At 71.3% G+C, this 16,476-nt stretch carries 16 protein-coding genes; 10 read left to right on the top strand and 6 right to left on the bottom strand.

Annotated elements, in window-relative coordinates:
• Positions 1–22: 22 nt before the first annotated feature.
• From IR212_RS00445 to IR212_RS00435, 3 genes are all read right to left on the bottom strand, one after another.
• Complete coding sequence (locus IR212_RS00445; RefSeq protein ID WP_194397092.1) at positions 23–943, bottom strand: carbohydrate ABC transporter permease; 921 nt, start codon at positions 941–943, stop codon at positions 23–25.
• On the bottom strand, positions 940–1,959 hold the full coding sequence (locus IR212_RS00440; protein ID WP_194397091.1) for a carbohydrate ABC transporter permease: 1,020 nt from the start codon (positions 1,957–1,959) through the stop codon (positions 940–942). Before IR212_RS00440 ends, IR212_RS00445 begins: the two co-directional genes overlap by 4 nt.
• Before the next feature lie 89 nt (positions 1,960–2,048).
• Positions 2,049–3,320, bottom strand: coding sequence for an ABC transporter substrate-binding protein (locus IR212_RS00435; protein ID WP_194397090.1), 1,272 nt, complete (start codon positions 3,318–3,320; stop codon positions 2,049–2,051).
• 311 nt (positions 3,321–3,631) lie between these two features.
• On the opposite strand from IR212_RS00435, the gene purS reads away from it, so the two are divergent.
• On the top strand, positions 3,632–3,880 hold the full coding sequence (gene purS, locus IR212_RS00430; RefSeq protein ID WP_194397089.1) for a phosphoribosylformylglycinamidine synthase subunit PurS: 249 nt from the start codon (positions 3,632–3,634) through the stop codon (positions 3,878–3,880).
• Positions 3,877–4,584, top strand: coding sequence for a phosphoribosylformylglycinamidine synthase subunit PurQ (gene purQ / locus IR212_RS00425; protein ID WP_194397088.1), 708 nt, complete (start codon positions 3,877–3,879; stop codon positions 4,582–4,584). Before purS ends, purQ begins: the two co-directional genes overlap by 4 nt.
• A gap of 37 nt (positions 4,585–4,621) precedes the next feature.
• Here purQ and IR212_RS00420 read toward each other — a convergent pair whose 3' ends face one another.
• On the bottom strand, positions 4,622–5,053 hold the full coding sequence (locus IR212_RS00420) for a DUF1761 domain-containing protein (RefSeq protein WP_194397087.1): 432 nt from the start codon (positions 5,051–5,053) through the stop codon (positions 4,622–4,624).
• A 138-nt stretch (positions 5,054–5,191) separates the two neighbouring features.
• Between IR212_RS00420 and IR212_RS00415 the strand changes: the two genes are divergently transcribed.
• The 3 genes from IR212_RS00415 (at position 5,192) to merB (ending at position 7,490) form a co-directional block, all read left to right on the top strand.
• Positions 5,192–6,124, top strand: a complete 933-nt coding sequence (locus IR212_RS00415; protein WP_228479403.1) for a 2-hydroxyacid dehydrogenase — start codon at positions 5,192–5,194, stop codon at positions 6,122–6,124.
• A 95-nt stretch (positions 6,125–6,219) separates the two neighbouring features.
• Positions 6,220–6,810, top strand: a complete 591-nt coding sequence (locus IR212_RS00410; protein WP_194397085.1) for a pyridoxamine 5'-phosphate oxidase family protein — start codon at positions 6,220–6,222, stop codon at positions 6,808–6,810.
• Positions 6,811–6,827: 17 nt separating this feature from the next.
• Entirely contained in the window at positions 6,828–7,490 is a 663-nt protein-coding gene (merB, locus tag IR212_RS00405) for an organomercurial lyase (protein WP_194397084.1), read from the top strand.
• Positions 7,491–7,526: 36 nt separating this feature from the next.
• Here the strand turns inward: merB and IR212_RS00400 are convergent, their stop codons facing one another.
• Complete coding sequence (locus tag IR212_RS00400) at positions 7,527–8,045, bottom strand: adenine phosphoribosyltransferase (protein ID WP_194397083.1); 519 nt, start codon at positions 8,043–8,045, stop codon at positions 7,527–7,529.
• Positions 8,046–8,112: 67 nt separating this feature from the next.
• Between IR212_RS00400 and IR212_RS00395 the strand changes: the two genes are divergently transcribed.
• From IR212_RS00395 to IR212_RS00380, 4 genes are all read left to right on the top strand, one after another.
• Entirely contained in the window at positions 8,113–9,795 is a 1,683-nt protein-coding gene (locus tag IR212_RS00395; protein WP_194397082.1) for a glycoside hydrolase family 13 protein, read from the top strand.
• 101 nt (positions 9,796–9,896) lie between these two features.
• On the top strand, positions 9,897–10,919 hold the full coding sequence (locus tag IR212_RS00390; protein WP_194397081.1) for a LacI family DNA-binding transcriptional regulator: 1,023 nt from the start codon (positions 9,897–9,899) through the stop codon (positions 10,917–10,919).
• 107 nt (positions 10,920–11,026) lie between these two features.
• The gene (locus IR212_RS00385) at positions 11,027–11,506 is read left to right on the top strand and encodes a gluconate 2-dehydrogenase subunit 3 family protein (protein ID WP_194397080.1); all 480 of its coding nucleotides are present in this window, start codon (positions 11,027–11,029) and stop codon (positions 11,504–11,506) included.
• A gap of 91 nt (positions 11,507–11,597) precedes the next feature.
• Entirely contained in the window at positions 11,598–12,827 is a 1,230-nt protein-coding gene (locus IR212_RS00380) for an amidohydrolase (RefSeq protein WP_194397079.1), read from the top strand.
• A 100-nt stretch (positions 12,828–12,927) separates the two neighbouring features.
• On the opposite strand, the gene IR212_RS00375 is transcribed toward IR212_RS00380, so the two are convergent.
• Positions 12,928–14,028 (bottom strand): VanZ family protein, encoded by a 1,101-nt coding sequence (locus IR212_RS00375; protein WP_228479402.1) that lies wholly within the window; start codon positions 14,026–14,028, stop codon positions 12,928–12,930.
• 161 nt (positions 14,029–14,189) lie between these two features.
• On the opposite strand from IR212_RS00375, the gene IR212_RS00370 reads away from it, so the two are divergent.
• Positions 14,190–16,202 carry an APC family permease gene (locus IR212_RS00370; RefSeq protein WP_194398440.1) on the top strand — a complete coding sequence of 671 codons (2,013 nt, stop codon included), beginning with the start codon at positions 14,190–14,192 and terminating at the stop codon, positions 16,200–16,202.
• Positions 16,203–16,476 lie beyond the last annotated feature (274 nt).

The following is a 16,476-nucleotide window of genomic DNA, read 5'->3' as shown; positions in this document are numbered from 1 at the left end:
GGCCGAGGCCGGGGCGAAAGCCCTAGCCCTTCACGGCGCCGGCCATGATTCCGCTCACGAGCTGCTTGCCGGCCACGACGAACAGCAGCAGGAGCGGGACCGTCGCCAGCAGCACGCCGGCGAGCACGACGGAGTAGTCCACGAAGTAGTTCGACTGCAGCAGCGACAGCGCGACGGGCAGCGTCGGGTCGCGCCGGTCGAGGACGATGAACGGCCAGAAGAAGTTGTTCCACGCACCGACGAACGTGAACAGGAACAGCATCGCCGCGGCGGGGCGCGCCGCCGGCACGGCGATGGTCCAGAAGGTGCGGAGCATCGTCGCGCCGTCCACGCGGGCCGCTTCGATCAGCTCGTCGGGCACGGTCTGCTGCAGGTACTGGGTCATCCAGAACACGCCGAACGCGCTGGTGAGGGCCGGGATGATGATCGCGCCGACGCTGCCGGTCCAGCCGAGCTCGGCGAACAGGATGTACAGCGGCACGACGCCCAGCTGCGTGGGCACCGCCATCGTGGCCACCACGAACACCAGCAGGCCCTTGCTGCCCTTGAACCGCAGCTTTGCGAACGCCCAGCCGGCGAGGGTCGAGGTGACGACGACGGATGCCGCGATCAGCGTCGAGCTGTAGATCGAGTTCCACAGCGCGGGCCAGAAGTTCACGGCGGGGTCGTTCACGACGGAGGCCGCGTTGGCGAGGAAGTTGCCGCCGGGGATCCACGACATGTCGGGATCACTGATGGTCGAGGCATCCCCCGATCCGATCAGGAACGACCAGTAGTACGGGAACACCGCCGAGAGGATGACGACGCCCAGCCCCGCATACACCCAGAAGCCGGCGCGGTAGCCGCGGATCTTCGTGGTGCGCGAGCTGCGGTTTCGGCCCCGGCCGAGGCCGGCGGTGGCGATGGGCTGCTCGACCATGGCGATCGGAGGCGTGGTGCTCATCGGCGGGGTCCCTTCTTGCGGGAGAGCGAGACACCGCGTCCGCCCTCGTCCCGGACGAGGCGGCGGGTGACCAGGAGGTTGATGAGGCCGATGACGAGGATGATGAGGAACAGGATCCACGCCAGCGCCGCGGCGCGACCGAAGTTCCACTCCCGCCAGCCGATGTTGTAGAGGAACAGCGTGATCGTCAGCCACTGCTGCGCCGCGCCGCCCTGGCCGGTGTTGTCGAACTGGCTGGGCTCGTCGAAGATCTGCAGTCCGCCGATGGTCGACGTGATGATGACGAAGATCAGCGTGGGGCGCAGCGACGGCAGCGTGATGCTCCAGAACTGGCGGAACGCGCCGGCGCCGTCGACCGTGGCCGCCTCGTAGTAGTCCCGCGGCACGGCCTGCATCGCCGCGAGGAGGATCAGCGCGTTGTAGCCGGTCCAGCGGAAGTTCACCATGGTCGCGATCGCGACGTGACTCCAGAAGGGGTCCTTGTGCCACGGGATGGGCGTCAGGCCCAGGTCGGTGAGGACGTTGTTCACCAGGCCGTGGTTGTCGCCGAACATGTTGCTGAAGATCAGGGCGACGGCAACCGGCGCCATCACGTAGGGCAGCAGGACGCTGGTGCGCCAGAAGGTCTTGGCGCGGATGTTCTTGTCGAGCATCGCGGCGATGAAGATCGCGAACACGAGCTGCGGGACGCTGGAGAGCAGGAAGATGCTGAAGGTGTTGCGCAGCGCCGTCCAGAACTGGGGGTTCTGGAGGATCCAGATGTACTGGTCGAAGCCGATGAACTCGCCGGAGTTGCGGACCAGGTCCCACTCCATGAACGAGATGACCGCGGTGTAGGCGATGGGGAACAGCCCCACCACCGCGAACATGATGAAGAACGGCGAGATGTAGAGGTACGGCGAGACCTTGAGGTCCCAGCGGCTGAGGTTCTGGCTGAAGGACAGCACCCGGACGGGCTTGTCCTTCCCCTGCGGCGGCGCCTCAGGCGCTTCGGGCCGCACATCGGTGGCAGTCACGTTTGCTCCGGTCGGGGTGGGGGCGGATCGTCCGGGTGCGTGCGAGCGGGCTCGCCCGCACGCACCCGGCGGGTCAGGAGGTCAGCGGCTCAGAAGGCCTCGACCTCGGCGACCCAGGTGTTCCACGAGGTCTCCTGGTCCTCGACGCCGTCGAAGACACGGATGACCGCGTTCTGGAGCGCGTCGTGGTACTTGAAGTAGTTCTCGTCCTTGAACGGGGCGACGGTCACCGCTTCGGCGCGGGTGGAGAGGATCTCGCCGACCGGCGCGTCCTGGAAGTACGCGTTGGTCGCATCGGCGAGCTCCTGGCTCTCGAGCGCCTCGATCTGGCTGGGGAACGTGCCGGCGTTGCCGAACGCCTTCATCTGCTGCTCGGGGGCGGTCAGCCAGTCCGCGAGCTCGAGGGCGGCCTCGACGTTGTCACCGTCGGCGGGGACGGTCAGGTACGACCCGCCCCAGTTGCCGCCGCCGTTCGGGAAGACGTCGGCGATGTTCCAGTCGGTCGTGTCGGGGGCGTTGCCCTCGATGACGCCCAGCATCCAGCCCGGGCACAGCATCGCGGCGAACTCGCCGTTCGCCATCGACGCGAACCAGTCGTCCGACCACTGGCCCGAGTAGGCCGAGTTCGGCACGGCGCGCTCGGCGACGAGCTCGTAGGCGGCCTGCACCTCGGGGTTCTCGGTCGCGATGACCGCGCCGTCCTCTTCGGTGTAGGTGTACTCGACCTGGTTCATGATGCCCTGGAGCACCGAGTTGGCCGAGTCGATCATCGGCTTGCCGGTGGCGGCCTTGTACTGGTCGGCGACGTCCAGGAAGTTCTCCCAGTCGCCGTCGAACAGCTGCGCGACGCCCTCGGGGTCGCTCGGCAGGCCGGCAGCGGCGAACAGCTCGGAGCGGTAGCAGACGCCCTGCGGGCCGATGTCGGTGCCGAAGCCGACCAGACGGCCGTCGGCATCCGTCGCCGCAGCCTCCTTCCAGTCCAGCCAGCGGCCCTTCACGCTGTCGGGCGCTTCGGCGAGCATGTCGGAGTACTGCATCGCCTCGGCGAACCAGTCGATCTCGACGGCCTCGATGTCGGCCAGGCCGCCCTTGCCGAGCTTCGCGAAGAAGTTCGAGCGGGCGTCGCCGGACTCGGCGGCGCGGGTGTGCTCCACCGTGACGTTCGGGTGCTCGTCCATGTACTCCTGGAGGAGCTCGTCGGTGTAGCCGAAGTCGTTGAAGGTGGCCACGGTGAGGGTGATCTCACCGTCTTCGCCACCGGCGTCGTTGTTGTTGCCGCTGGCGCAGCCGGCGAGGACGACGGCCGAGGCCGAGAATGCGGCGATTGCCACAGCGCTTCTGCGGAAGGCGCGTGCGTTCACTGTCACTCCTTTGTGTTGTCAGGGTCGTGTGTCTTGCAGGACCGGCCGGGGCGGTGCCGTGGCCGAGGTCGTGGGAGCGGTCCCACCGATTGAGTCGAAAGGCTATGGGATCGCTCTCACGAAGTCAAGGGAGCGCTCCCACGGAATGGTCACGGTTGAGTGACGGCGCCGGCGACGACCCGGCGATGCTCGGGCGCGACGGCCCGTAGACTGGGAGGGACCCCTGCCCGCGACATCCGGCGCTCCGAGACCTCGGGCGCTCGTCGCCCTACGACCGACAGCCGCAGCCCGCGGCCGCCAGGAGGATTGCGATGCCCACCATCGTCGTCGACGTCATGCCCAAGGCCGAGCTGCTCGACCCGCAGGGGAAGGCCGTCTCGGGCGCATTCTCGCGGCTCGGCGTCTCGGAGTTCACCGACGTGCGCATCGGCAAGCGGTTCGAGCTCACCGTCGCCGGCGAGGTCACCGACGAGGTGCTCGCCGAGGCGAAGCGGGTCGCGGACGAGATCCTCTCGAACTCCGTGATCGAGGACGTCGTGGGCGTCGAGGTCGTCGAATGACCGCCCGCATCGGGGTCATCACGTTCCCCGGTTCGCTCGACGACCGCGACGCGCAGCGCGCGATCCGCGTCGCCGGCGGCGAGCCGGTCGCGCTGTGGCACGGTTCGCACGACCTCGACGGCGTCGACGCGCTGGTGCTGCCCGGCGGTTTCAGCTACGGCGACTACCTGCGCGCCGGAGCGATCGCGGCGCTCGCCCCGATCATGGCGGAGGTGAAGGATGCCGCGGCCAAGGGCATGCCCATCCTCGGGATCTGCAACGGCTTCCAGATGCTCGTCGAGGCGCACCTGCTTCCGGGCGGCCTGATCCGCAACGCCCACCAGCAGTTCATCCGGCGCGATCAGCGCCTGCGCGTCGAGAACAACGACACCGCGTGGACCAGCGACTTCTCGACCGGCCAGGAGATCGTCATCCCGCTGAAGAACGCCGACGGCGGATACATCGCCTCCGAGTCCGAGCTCGACCGCCTCGAGGGCGAGGGCCTCGTCGCGTTCCGGTACCTGGGCGTCAACCCCAACGGGTCGCTGCGCGACATCGCCGGGCTCACCAACGAGCGCGGCAACGTCGTGGGTCTCATGCCCCACCCGGAGCACGCCGTCGAGCCGGGCTTCGGTCCCGACACGTCCGCGGCGATGCGCTCGGGCGTCGACGGCCTGGCGTTCTTCACCTCGGCCGTGGCCGCGGTGGTGGGCGCCGCCGCCTGACGCCGCGGCATCCCACCCGGTCCTGCGCCGGGCGCCCTCAGACGGTGCCGGCCGGCGGCCAGACGCCGATGATGAGCGCCATCACGACGATCGTCACCAGCTCGTGCGCGATGTTCATGACGGTGAGCGCGGTGGGCCGTCCCTCGAACGCGTCGTGCGTGATGAAGCGGGCGGCGGTGAATCCCGCCCACAGGATGACCCCCGTCGCGAGCGCCGCCCACAGGTAGCTGCCGCCGTAGAAGTGCCACGCGATCGACGAGGCGCCGGCCAGCACCCACGCGGTCACGAAGCTGACGATCACCGTGACGACGATGGGCACGACGGCGCTCGAACCGGGGCGATCCATGTCGACCTTGGCGAGCTGCGCCCACCGCGTGCCGAACACCTTCGGCGTGTACCAGATCGTGCCGACGACCATGCTCGACGCCGTCGCGATCAAGACCGCCCAGTAGTTGATCTCGGGAACCATCTCCGCCTCCCCGGCGCTGCCGTGCTTCCTCCCGGCGCAGCCTCCGCGGCGCCGCGGGCGGGCGCCTGTGCCCGCTCGACGTGAGCGTAGCGCCGCCCCGCGGCCTCGGCCATGCACCCCGCCGGTAGCGTGGACGGGGTGAGCAGCGGCATCCGGAACTTCATCGTCAGCGTCCCCACCGAACGGCTCGCCGCCGACCTCGGCGAGCTGCCCGAGGGGGTGGAGCTGGTGGTGTGGCCGATGGATGCCGCGGCCCCGCGCGACCGGTTCGACATGGTCGTCCCCCCCTACATGTCGATGACCCGCGTGCTCGACCGCCTCGAGGGCGTGGAGGTCGGGCTGGTGCAGAGCCAGTCGATCGGGTACGACGGCGTGGCCGACCTCCTTCCCCACGGCCTGCGGTTCGCCAACGCCGCCTCGGTGCACGAGACCTCGACCGCCGAGCTCGCCGTCGGCCTCGCCCTCGCCGCCCAGCGGCACCTCGACGCGTTCGCCGTCGACACCGCCGCCGGGCGCTGGAAGCCGGTGTTCGCCGAGAGCCTCGCCGACCGCCGCGTGCTGCTGCTGGGGTACGGCGGGGTGGGCAAGGCGGTCGCCGCCCGGCTGGCGCCGTTCGAGGTGGAGCTGATCCCCGTCGCTTCGCGGGCCCGCGACGAGGACGGCGTCGCGGTGCACGGCATCGACGAGCTGCCGTCGCTGCTCCCGCGTGCCGAGATCGTGGTGCTGACGCTGCCCGGAGGCGACGCGACGCAGGGTCTCGTCGACGACGCGTTCCTGGCGGCGCTGCCCGACGGGGCGCTCGTGGTCAACGTCGGGCGCGGCACCCTGATCGACACCGACGCGCTCGTCGACCACGTGCGCCGCGGTCGCATCCGCGCCGCGCTCGATGTCACCGACCCCGAGCCGCTTCCCGACGGCCACCCGCTGTGGGGCCTTCCTGGCGTGCTCATCAGCCCGCACGTGGGCGGGGCGTCCAGCGCCATGCGCCCGCGGGTGGCGAAGCTGGTGCGCACCCAGATCGAGCGTCTCGTGGCCGGCGAGCCGCCGCTGAACGTCGTGCTGGGCGGCTGAGCCGGCGCGGCTGCCGTCGTCCGGCCCCAGGGCCGGACGACCCTTCCTCTCGGCCGCGGTCTGGGGTATGACCGAAGGGAAGGACGGTGGTGCCGATGAGAGACTCTGCGGTGTCGAAGCAGGCCGCCGCGGTCGAGCGGCTGGATGCCGCCACCTGCTGGGCGTACGTGCAGGGGGCGAGCTTCGGGCGCCTCGCCGTGATCAACGCCGACGGCGCCCCCGATATCTTCCCCGTGAACCACCTCGCGCACGAGGGCTCGATCTACTTCCGCACGGCCCGGGACTCCAAGCTGCTGCACATCGCCCACCACCCGCTGGTCGCCTTCGAGGTCGACGGCGAGTCCGACGAGCACTACTGGAGCGTCGTCATCCGCGGCCGCGCCCAGCGCGTCACCCGCGACGACGAGATCCGCGACAGCGGCGTGCGGGCGCTGCGGTCGTGGAGCCCGACCGCCAAGTTCTTCGTCGTCCGGGTGACCGCCCACGCCGTGACCGGTCGCCGGTTCCCGACGCACGCCGGACGCGGCGGGAGGCTGGTGGCCTTCGAGCCGGACGCGACGGCGGGGACGGTTCCGGATGCCGCCACCACAGCGCGCGGCGACCGCCCCGAGCCGATCCCGCACTTCGAGCCACGCTCCGGCAGCGACGCCGCTCCCGCGACACGGGCATCGGACCGGGGCGACTGAGGAACGGAGGAGAGCCCATGGCCGACGCCGAGACCCTGCGCGTACGCATCTACCGGCAGCTCGCCGAGGAGGGGCGCGTCGATCGGCTCGCGCTCCTGGCCGCCGACATCGACGAGGACGAGCGCACGACGGCGGCGCTCCTGGCGGACCTCGAGCACGCGCGGCATGTCGTCCTCGACCGGGACGGCGCTATCGAGCTCGCTCACCCCTTCGCCACGCGCGACTTCGGCTTCTCGGTCAAGAGCGATCGCACGCTGTGGTGGGGCGGATGCGCGTGGGACTCCTTCGCGATCCCGAACCTCGTCCCCGGAGCCTCGCCGTCGCTCGTCGCGACGACCTGCCCCGGGTGCGGGACCCCGCACGCCTGGATGGTGGGCAGCGACGGCCCTCCGCCCGGCGACCAGGTCGCCCACTTCCTCGTGCCGATGGCCCACGTGTGGGACGACGTGGTGCACACGTGCGAGAACCAGCGCATCTTCTGCGGCGAGCGCTGCGTCGAGGACTGGCTGGCCCGGACCGGGGAGGCGCGTGGCGACGTGTTCGACCTCGCGACGCTGTGGCGCCTCGCGTCGGAGTGGTACACGGGCCGCCTCGAGCCCGGCTACCGGCGGCGGGAGCCGGCGGCCGCGGCGGCGTACTTCCGCGACGCGGGCCTGAGCGGGCCGTTCTGGGGCGGGTGACCGCCGCGGGCCGCCGGATCCCGCCCGTGACGGCGCTCAGGCGGTGAACACCGCGTGGACGTCGCCGACCACGCCGCGGCCGCCGAGCGCGGTGAGCTCCATGAGCACGGCGGTGCCCACGACGACCCCGCCGAGCACCTCCACGAGCTCGCGCGCGGCGACGAGCGTCCCGCCGGTGGCGAGCACGTCGTCCACCAGCAGCACGCGGGTGCCGGCGGCGATGTCGTCGTGCGCCTCGATCGTCGCGGTGCCGTACTCGAGGTCGTAGTCGACGGATGCCGCGGGCAGCGGCAGCTTGCCGGACTTGCGGATCGGCACCAGACCGACGCCGGCCTGCATCGCGACCGCGCCGGCGAGCAGGAAACCGCGCGCCTCGACGCCGGCGACGACGTCGAACGACCCGTCGAAGGGGGCGGCCATCGCGTGGATGACGGCGCGGAGGGCGGCGGCATCCGCGAGCAGCGGAGTGATGTCGCGGAACAGCACCCCGGGCTCGGGGTAGTCGGGAACGGTCCGGATCAGAGACTCGGCGCGGACGAGCGCTTCAGACGACACCCGCCCACCCTACGCCGGGAGTCCGCCTCGCCTCGCTCCCTGTAAGCGCTTGCAGTACACTGGCCCGATGACTTCCGCAGAGACCGCAGAGCGCACGGATGCGTTCCTCGCCGCCGTGGGCGGCGAGTGGTGGCGCACCGCCGTCATCTACCAGATCTACCCCCGCTCGTTCGCGGACGCCTCGGGCGACGGGATCGGCGACCTTCCCGGCGTCACCGCGCACCTCGACGACCTGCAGAACCTCGGCATCGACGCCATCTGGCTGAGCCCGTTCCAGCGCTCGCCGCAGAAGGACGCCGGCTACGACGTCAGCGACTACTGCGACGTCGACCCGCTGTTCGGCACGCTGGCCGACTTCGACGAGATGCTGGCCGGCGCGCACGCCCGCGGCATCCGCGTCATCGTCGATCTCGTGCCCAACCACTCGTCCGATCAGCACGAATGGTTCCAGCAGGCCCTCCGCGCCGCGCCGGGGAGCGCCGAGCGCGCCCGCTACATGTTCCGCGACGGCCAGGGCGCCCACGGCGAACTGCCCCCGAACAACTGGGAGTCGGTGTTCGGCGGGCCGGCGTGGACGCGCGTCGTCGAGGCCGACGGCCACCCCGGCCAGTGGTACCTGCACCTCTTCGACTCGTCGCAGCCTGACTTCGACTGGTCGAACGAGGAGGTGCGCGAGGAGTTCCGCCGGATCCTGCGCTTCTGGCTCGACCGCGGGGTCGACGGCTTCCGCGTCGACGTCGCGCACGGCCTCATCAAGGCCGAGGGCCTCCCCGACTACCTGCCCGACCCCGAGGCGGGGTCGATGGGCGGCGAAGAGGCGAACGTGCCCTACTGGGGTCAGGACGCCGTGCACGAGGTGTACCGCGACTGGCGCAAGATCCTCGAGGAGTACGAGGGCCACCGCGCCCTCGCCGCCGAGGCGTGGCTGCCCACCGCCGAGCGCACCGCCGAGTGGGTGCGCCCCGACGAGATGCACCAGGCGTTCAATTTCCCGTACCTCGAGACGAAGTGGGACGCCGCCGACCTCCGCACGGTGATCGACGTGTCGCTGCGCGCCTTCCCCGGCGTCGGCGCGCCGAGCACCTGGGTGCTGTCGAACCACGACGTGGTGCGCCACGCGTCGCGCCTCGCGCTGACGGCCGAGAACCCGCAGGGCCACGGCATCGGCCCGGACTCCCCCGGCCAGCCCATCCCCGAGGTCGGCCTGGCGCGCGCCCGCGCGGCGACGACCCTCATGCTCGCGCTGCCCGGCTCGGCGTACCTGTACCAGGGCGAGGAGCTCGGGCTTCCCGAGGTCATCGACATCCCCGGCCACGCGCGCCAGGACCCGACCTGGTTCCGCACGAACGGCGAGCGGTACGGCCGCGACGGCTGCCGCGTGCCCATCCCGTGGACGTCGGATGCCCCCGCCTACGGCTTCAGCCGCAGCGGTGCGTCGTGGCTGCCGCAGCCGGCGGAGTGGGCGACGCTCGCCCGCGACCAGCAGTCCGGTGTCGAGGGATCGACGCTCGAGCTGTACCGCACGCTGCTGGCCGAGCGGCGCGCCCGCGCGCTCGGCGCCGGCTCGCTGGAGTGGATCGACGGGTACGGCGACGACGTCGTGGCGTTCCGCAACGGCTCCGTCATCGTGGTCGCGAACACCGGCGGCACGCCGATTCCGGTGCCGGCCGGTATCGTGATCGCGTCGAGCGGGTCCGTCGTGGGAGACCGGATCCCCGCCGACACGACCGTCTGGGTGGCGGCCGACTGAGCCTGCGCGTCAGGCGGCGAAAGCCTGCCGCCTGACGGCCGGCGCGGCGGATCGAAGGCCGGCGCGGGTGGGACCCCGCGACCGGGAGCAAGGAGGACGACGTGGTCAGCATCGACGAGGTCGCCCGCGCCGCGGGCGTGTCGACGGCGACGGTCTCGCGCGCGCTCAGCGGGCGCGGCCACGTCTCTCCGGCCGCCAAGGCCAAGGTGGAGGCGGCCGCGAAGAGCCTCGGCTACGTGGTCTCGGCCTCGGCATCGAGCCTCGCCTCCGGCCGCACGCGCAACATCGGCGTCCTCGTCCCGTTCCTCGACCGCTGGTTCTTCTCCACGGTGCTCAGCGGCATCGCGTCGGCCCTCATGCGACGCGGCTACGACATCACGCTCTACAGCCTCACGGCCGACCGCCGCGAGCGCCACGACATCTTCGACACCTTCCTGCGCCGTCAGCGGGTCGACGGGGTGATCGCGATCTCGCTCGAGCTCGGCCAGGAGGAGAGCGAGCGCCTCGTCGAACTCGACCTTCCCGTCATCGCGATCGGCGGACCCAACCCGCTGCTCACGACCCTCACCGTCGACGACGTCGCCGTCGCCCGCCTGGCGACCGAGCACCTGCTCGCGCTCGGCCACCGCGAGATCGCGCACATCGGCGCGAGCCCCGAGTTCGACGTCGACTTCCACATCCCCACGCAGCGCCGGCAGGGCTTCGAGCAGGCGCTGGCGGACGCCGGGATCCCGGTGAAGCCGTCGCTGTACGAGCCGGCGGACTTCACGATCGAGGGCGGCTTCCGCGCCGCGAAGCAGCTGCTGGGTCAGCCCGGCGGGCGCCCGACCGCGATCTTCGCGGCCTCCGACGAGATGGCGATCGGCGCGCTCCTGGCCGCGCGCGATCTCGGCTACCGCGTGCCCGAGGACCTCTCGGTCATCGGGATCGACGGCCACGAGCTGGGCGAGTTCTTCCGTCTGACCACCGTCGACCAGTTCCCCCTCGGCCAGGGTGAGCGCGCCGCCGACGCGATCCTGGAGGCACTGGAACGCAGGACGGATGCCGCGGCCACGACGCATCGGCCGGGCGAGCTGCCCTACGAGCTGATCGTGCGGGGGTCGACGGCACGCCTGCCGTCGTGAGGTCACCTGTTCTCGCGGAAACTCATCAGCTTCTCACCATCGACGCGGCGCCGCGGCGAGCGTACTCTGGCGCGCACCGGGACGGAGGAGCGGTGAGAAGACGGCACGTGCAGCGCGCGATCACGGCGGACGAGCAGCTCGCCCGCTACGCCTATGTGCTGGGCACCGTGCCGTCGAGCGTCGCCGACAAGGCGTACGCCGCCGCCTTCTCGCGGCTGTCTCCGGCCCAGCGCGCGGACATCGTCGGCCAGCTGAGCGCGGAGCTGCCCGTGCCGCCGGCGGAGGAGGCATCCGTCGATCCCGACGCCTTCGCCGCACTCATGCGCGGCCTGCTGGCGCGCAGCGTGCTGGTGGGCATCCCCGACAGCGCGGTGCTCGCCGCCGGATTCGTGACGAGCCCGCCCGTCGTGGCGTACTTCACCACCGGCGCGGGCTCGGTCGCGATCGACCAGCACCCGCCGTGGATCCACGAGCTCGCCGGTCACGAGACGGCCCCGGTCGACGCCGGCAGGGCGCACCACCGCCCCGGGGTGCCCGGCATCGGCGCCTTCGGCAGGCACAACTCCGGCGACTCGCGCGACTGGTGACACGGACGCCACCGCCTCGCCCCGCACCCGAGCCTCGCGCTCCCGCCCCCGCGCGCGACCTGCCGGGAAGCGTCCGGATAGGCTCGTCCGCATGACCGTCGACCTCGAAGCGCTCTACATCGATCTGCACCGGCATCCGGAACTGTCGTTCCAGGAGACGCGCACGGCGGGAGTCGTCACGCGGCACCTCGCCGACCTCGGGATCGAGTTCGAGGAGGGCATCGGCAAGACCGGCGTCGCCGGTGTGATCCGCAACGGCGACGGCCCGGTCGTGTGGCTGCGTGCCGACATGGACGCCCTCCCGGTCCCCGAGCAGACCGGCCTCGACTACGCCAGCACGGCACGCGGCACCGACCCGGCGGGCAACGACGTGCCGGTGATGCACGCGTGCGGCCACGACATGCACGTGACCGCGCTCATCGGGGCCTTGGAGCGCCTGGTCGCTACGAAGGACGAGTGGTCGGGGACGATCGTCGCGGTCTTCCAGCCGGCCGAGGAGTACGGCGCCGGCTCGCAGGCGATGATCGCCGACGGCGTGCTGGACCGCTTCCCCCGGCCCGACATCGTACTCGGCCAGCACGTCACGCCGCTGCCGGCGGGCACGATCGGCGTGCGCAGCGGCACCCAGATGGCCGCCTCCGACGGACTCACCGTGACGCTCCTCGGGCGCGGCGGCCACGGCTCACGCCCCCATTCGACCATCGACCCCGTCGTCATGGCGGCCGCCACCGTGATGCGCCTGCAGACGATCGTGTCGCGCGAGGTCGATCCGCGCGACGTCGCCGTCGTGACGGTGGGATCCATCCACGCCGGCCTCAAGAACAACATCATCCCCGCCGAGGCGAGGCTCGAGCTGAGCCTGCGCTACCCCGACGACGAGGCCCGCGAGCGCGTGCTCGAGAAGGTCGAGCGCGTCGTGCGCGCCGAGGCGCAGGCCTCCGGTGCCGAGCAGCCGCCCACGATCGTCGTCGACCACTCACTGCCGCCGACGATCAACGACGTGCACGCGACGGCTCGTCTGGTGCTGGCATTCGACGCCGCCTTCGGCGAGGGCACGGTCATCGACCCGGGCATGTTCACCGGCAGCGAGGACGTCTCGTGGTTCGCGCGCGAGGCGGGCGTGCCGCTGGTGTTCTGGTTCTGGGGCGGCGTCGACCCGGCCGCGTTCGCCGCGGCGCAGGCAGCCGGCACGATCGAGCGCGACATCCCCACCAATCACTCGCCGTTCTTCGCGCCGGTGCTGCAGCCGACGCTGAGCCGCGGCGTCGAGGCGCTGGTCGTCGCCGCGCGCGAGTTCTTGGAGTCGACCACGGATCGGTGAGCGGATGCCGCGACCCGCGGCATCCGTCCCTCGCGGCGCGCTCCCACCGCGGCTCTGCCGCAGGGACGCCGGCTTCGGTCGCCGGGTTCGGGGGCCGGGTTCAGCGGCCGGGTGGTTGAGGCCGACCGGAGGGGGCGGCATACGGCTCCTGACGCTCCCTCGCATCGACGAGCCGCTGACCCGACACGAGGCCCGGCAAGCCGCGGCGATCGCCGGTGCCGAACACGAGCAGCAGGGACCCGACGACGAACACCGCCGTCACAAGCCCCCACGCGCCCGGAAGCGCTCCGAGCACGAGGTAGCCGCCGATGCCTCCCGCGAAGCGCAGCGTGCGGGCGAGGCCGATCGGCAGCTCACCGCCCGTGAAGCGCAGCTGCACCGCGTGATCGCCGACGGTCGCGCCGGTGACGAGCGTCACCACGAGCCACAGCAGGATCGGCACGCCGCTGCCGACCACCCGCGCCGCCGATCCGTCGCGCACGGCGGACTCGGCATCCAGCAGCGACAGAGCGAGCTGCACCGCGACAACGGCCGAGACGCCCACCACCCATGCGGCGATCACATCGCTCGCCATGCCCAGCAGCCGCCGGCTGCGGGTGACCGGTTGCGGCTCGTCGGCGTCCGGCAGGCGCGGCGAGCCCCGGAGCCGGCGGGGCACCGCGAGCGCCAGGAGCGAGCCGAGCACCGCACCGAGGGTGTTGGTGAGGAGGTCGTCGACATCGAACACGCGGTAGGCGCAAGGGTACAGCGTCCACACGCCGGTGAGCTGGGTCAGCTCGACGAAGGCGGAGAGCCCGAATCCGGCGACGAGCGCCGCGACGACGCCCCGGTCGCCGAGCACGCGGAGGAAGAACCCGAGTGGCACGAACAGCAGCACGTTCAGCAGCAGCTGCTGCATCGCAGGATCCGTGGCGGCGGCGCTGCCCCGACGGCGGAACGCCCCGCGGATGACGTCGACGATCGCGGTCGCATCGGTGTTCACCCCGGCGCAGCTGAGCGTGGCGGGATCGGGCAGCGGCAGGAGCGTGTACGTCCAGATCGCCATGACGTAGACCAGCGCGGCTCCCCACAGCACGAATCGCCCGAAGCCGAACCCGCCCCGTCGCCGGTAGCTGAGGGCGACGAACGGGACGAAGAGCAGCACGCCCACGACCACGCCGAGGGTGATCGCGAGCACGCCGAGACGGATCTGCTCGCCCACGGCACGAGTCTTGCAGAGCGCGTCGTCGGCGCCGACCCGATGCGCGCTGCGACGCCGGCGCGTATGGATTCCGTGAGGAACCGCGGCCGGCCGAGCACGAAGGCGTAGCTTCTCGGGCTGTGACGAACGAACTCAAGGCGCCTGCGGTCGACGATCAGCCGATGGCGAAGCGCCTGATCCTGGGCGACCCGCTGGCCTCGACCGACTCCGAGGAGCACCTGCTGCCCAAGAAGCGGGCGCTGCCCATCTTCGCCTCCGACGCCCTGTCGTCGGTGGCCTACGCGCCGCAGGAGCTGCTGCTCATCCTCCTCACCGGCGGGCTGGCGTTCCTCGCCTTCGCGCCGTGGATCGCCGCGGCGGTCGTGCTGCTGCTGGTCGTCGTCGTCGCGAGCTACCGGCAGCTCATCCGCGCGTACCCCTCCGGCGGCGGCGACTACGAGGTCGCGCGCACCAACCTCGGGGAGGTGCCCGGGGTCATCGTGGCGGCCGCGCTCCTGGTCGACTACGTCCTCACGGTGTCGGTCTCGGTCGCCTCCGGCGTCGACAACATCATCTCGGCGCTTCCCGGCCTCGACCCCTTCCGGGTGGAGCTGGCCGTCGGCTTCGTCATCCTCATCGTGCTCGTCAACCTGCGCGGCGTCCGCGAGGCGTCCACGGCGTTCGCGATCCCGACGTACGTGTTCATCGGCTCGGTCGCGGTCATGATCGTCGTGGGTCTCGTCCAGACCTTCACCGGCGACGCCCCGGTCGCCTCCAGCGCCCCGTACGCCGTGCAGGCAGAGAGCGTCACGCAGGCGGCCGTCATCCTCCTCGTGCTGCGGGCGTTCTCGAGCGGCTGCTCGGCGCTGACCGGCGTGGAGGCCGTCTCCAACGGCGTGCCGGCGTTCCGTCAGCCCAAGGTGCGCAACGCCCAGACCACGCTCGCGCTCATGGGCGGCATCGCCATCCTGCTGTTCACGGGGCTCACCGCCCTGGCCCTCATCTCGGGCGTCCACTACGCCGAGAACCCCTGCGACCTCGTCGGCTTCGACTGCGCGGACAACCCGCAGCCGAGCCTGATGGCCCAGGTGTCGTCGGCCGTGTTCGGCATGAACTCGATCCCGTTCTTCGTGATCCAGGGAGCGACCGCGGTCGTGCTGCTGCTGGCGGCCAACACCGCGTTCAACGGATTCCCGCTGCTGGGCTCGGTGCTCGCCCGCGACGGCTACGCGCCCAAGGCGCTGAACACCCGCGGCGACCGGCTCGTCTACTCGAACGGCATGATCATCCTCGGCCTGGCGGCGATCGGGGTGCTCGTGGTCTACCAGGCGAACCTCACCAACCTGATCCAGCTCTACATCATCGGCGTCTTCACCTCGTTCACCTTCGGCCAGATCGGCATGATCCGGCACTGGGGGCGCGGGCTCCGCCGCATCCGCGAGCTGCCGGACGCCGAGCGCCGCGGGAAGGCGGTGCCAGGCGAGCTGCTCAGCCATCGCAAGGGGCTCGTCATCAACTCGGTGGGCGCCGTGATGACGGCATCCGTCCTGCTCATCGTGACGATCACGAAGTTCACGCACGGCGCGTGGCTGGTCTTCCTCGCCATCCCCGTGCTGTCGCTGCTGATGATCGGCGTGCACCGCTACTACCGCGACGTCGAGCATGAGATCGCGATGGACGACCGCATCCACTTCGGATCGTCCGGCGACGTGGCGCTGATCCTCGTGAACAAGCTGCAGAAGCCGGTCGTGAAGGCCGTCGACTACGCCCTGGCCGCGCAGCACGACAAGACCTTCGCCGTGCACGTCTCGGTGACCGACGAGGACGCTGCAGCGCTGGAGCGGGAGTGGCGGGAGCACCGGATGCCGATACCGCTGAAGATCATCGAGTCGCCGTACCGCACCTACGCCAGCCCCATCGCCGAGTTCGTCAAGAGGTATCGCGAGCAGCACGGGCCGGCCGTGGTGACCGTGTACCTGCCGCAGTACATCGTGGGGCACTGGTGGGAGGCGCTGCTGCACAACCGGCGCGCACGCCGCATCGCGCAGCAGCTGATGCTCGTGCACGGCGTCTCGATCACGCTGGTGCCGTGGCTGCTGGACTCGTCCGAGCTCATCTACGGGCGCCGTTCGCGCTCGCTCCCCGGCGACGATCGCGCCGGCCGGGGCGCCGCGTCCGAGACTCGCCCCTCGTGACGCCCGGGGTGGCCCCGGCGTGGTTCAGGTGTCACGACACGCCGCCACCCCGCCCGCGAACCCGCACTTCGTGACACCCGAGCCCGGCCCGGCGCCATTCACGTGTCACGACACGCCGCCACCCCGCCCGCGAACCCGCACTTCGTGACACCCGAGCCCGGCGACGCCGCCCGGGCGAGGCATCCGCCATTCACGTGTCACGACACGCCGCAACCCTCAGGCGAAGCCGCACTTCGTGACACCCGAACCCGGCCCGGCGTCGTTCACGTGTCAC

It is taken from the genome of Microbacterium atlanticum (assembly GCF_015277815.1).
In the GTDB taxonomy this organism is placed as follows: domain Bacteria; phylum Actinomycetota; class Actinomycetes; order Actinomycetales; family Microbacteriaceae; genus Microbacterium; species Microbacterium atlanticum.
Note: the sequence above shows the minus strand (reverse complement) of the source record. Positions and strands in the feature narration are given on the sequence as shown.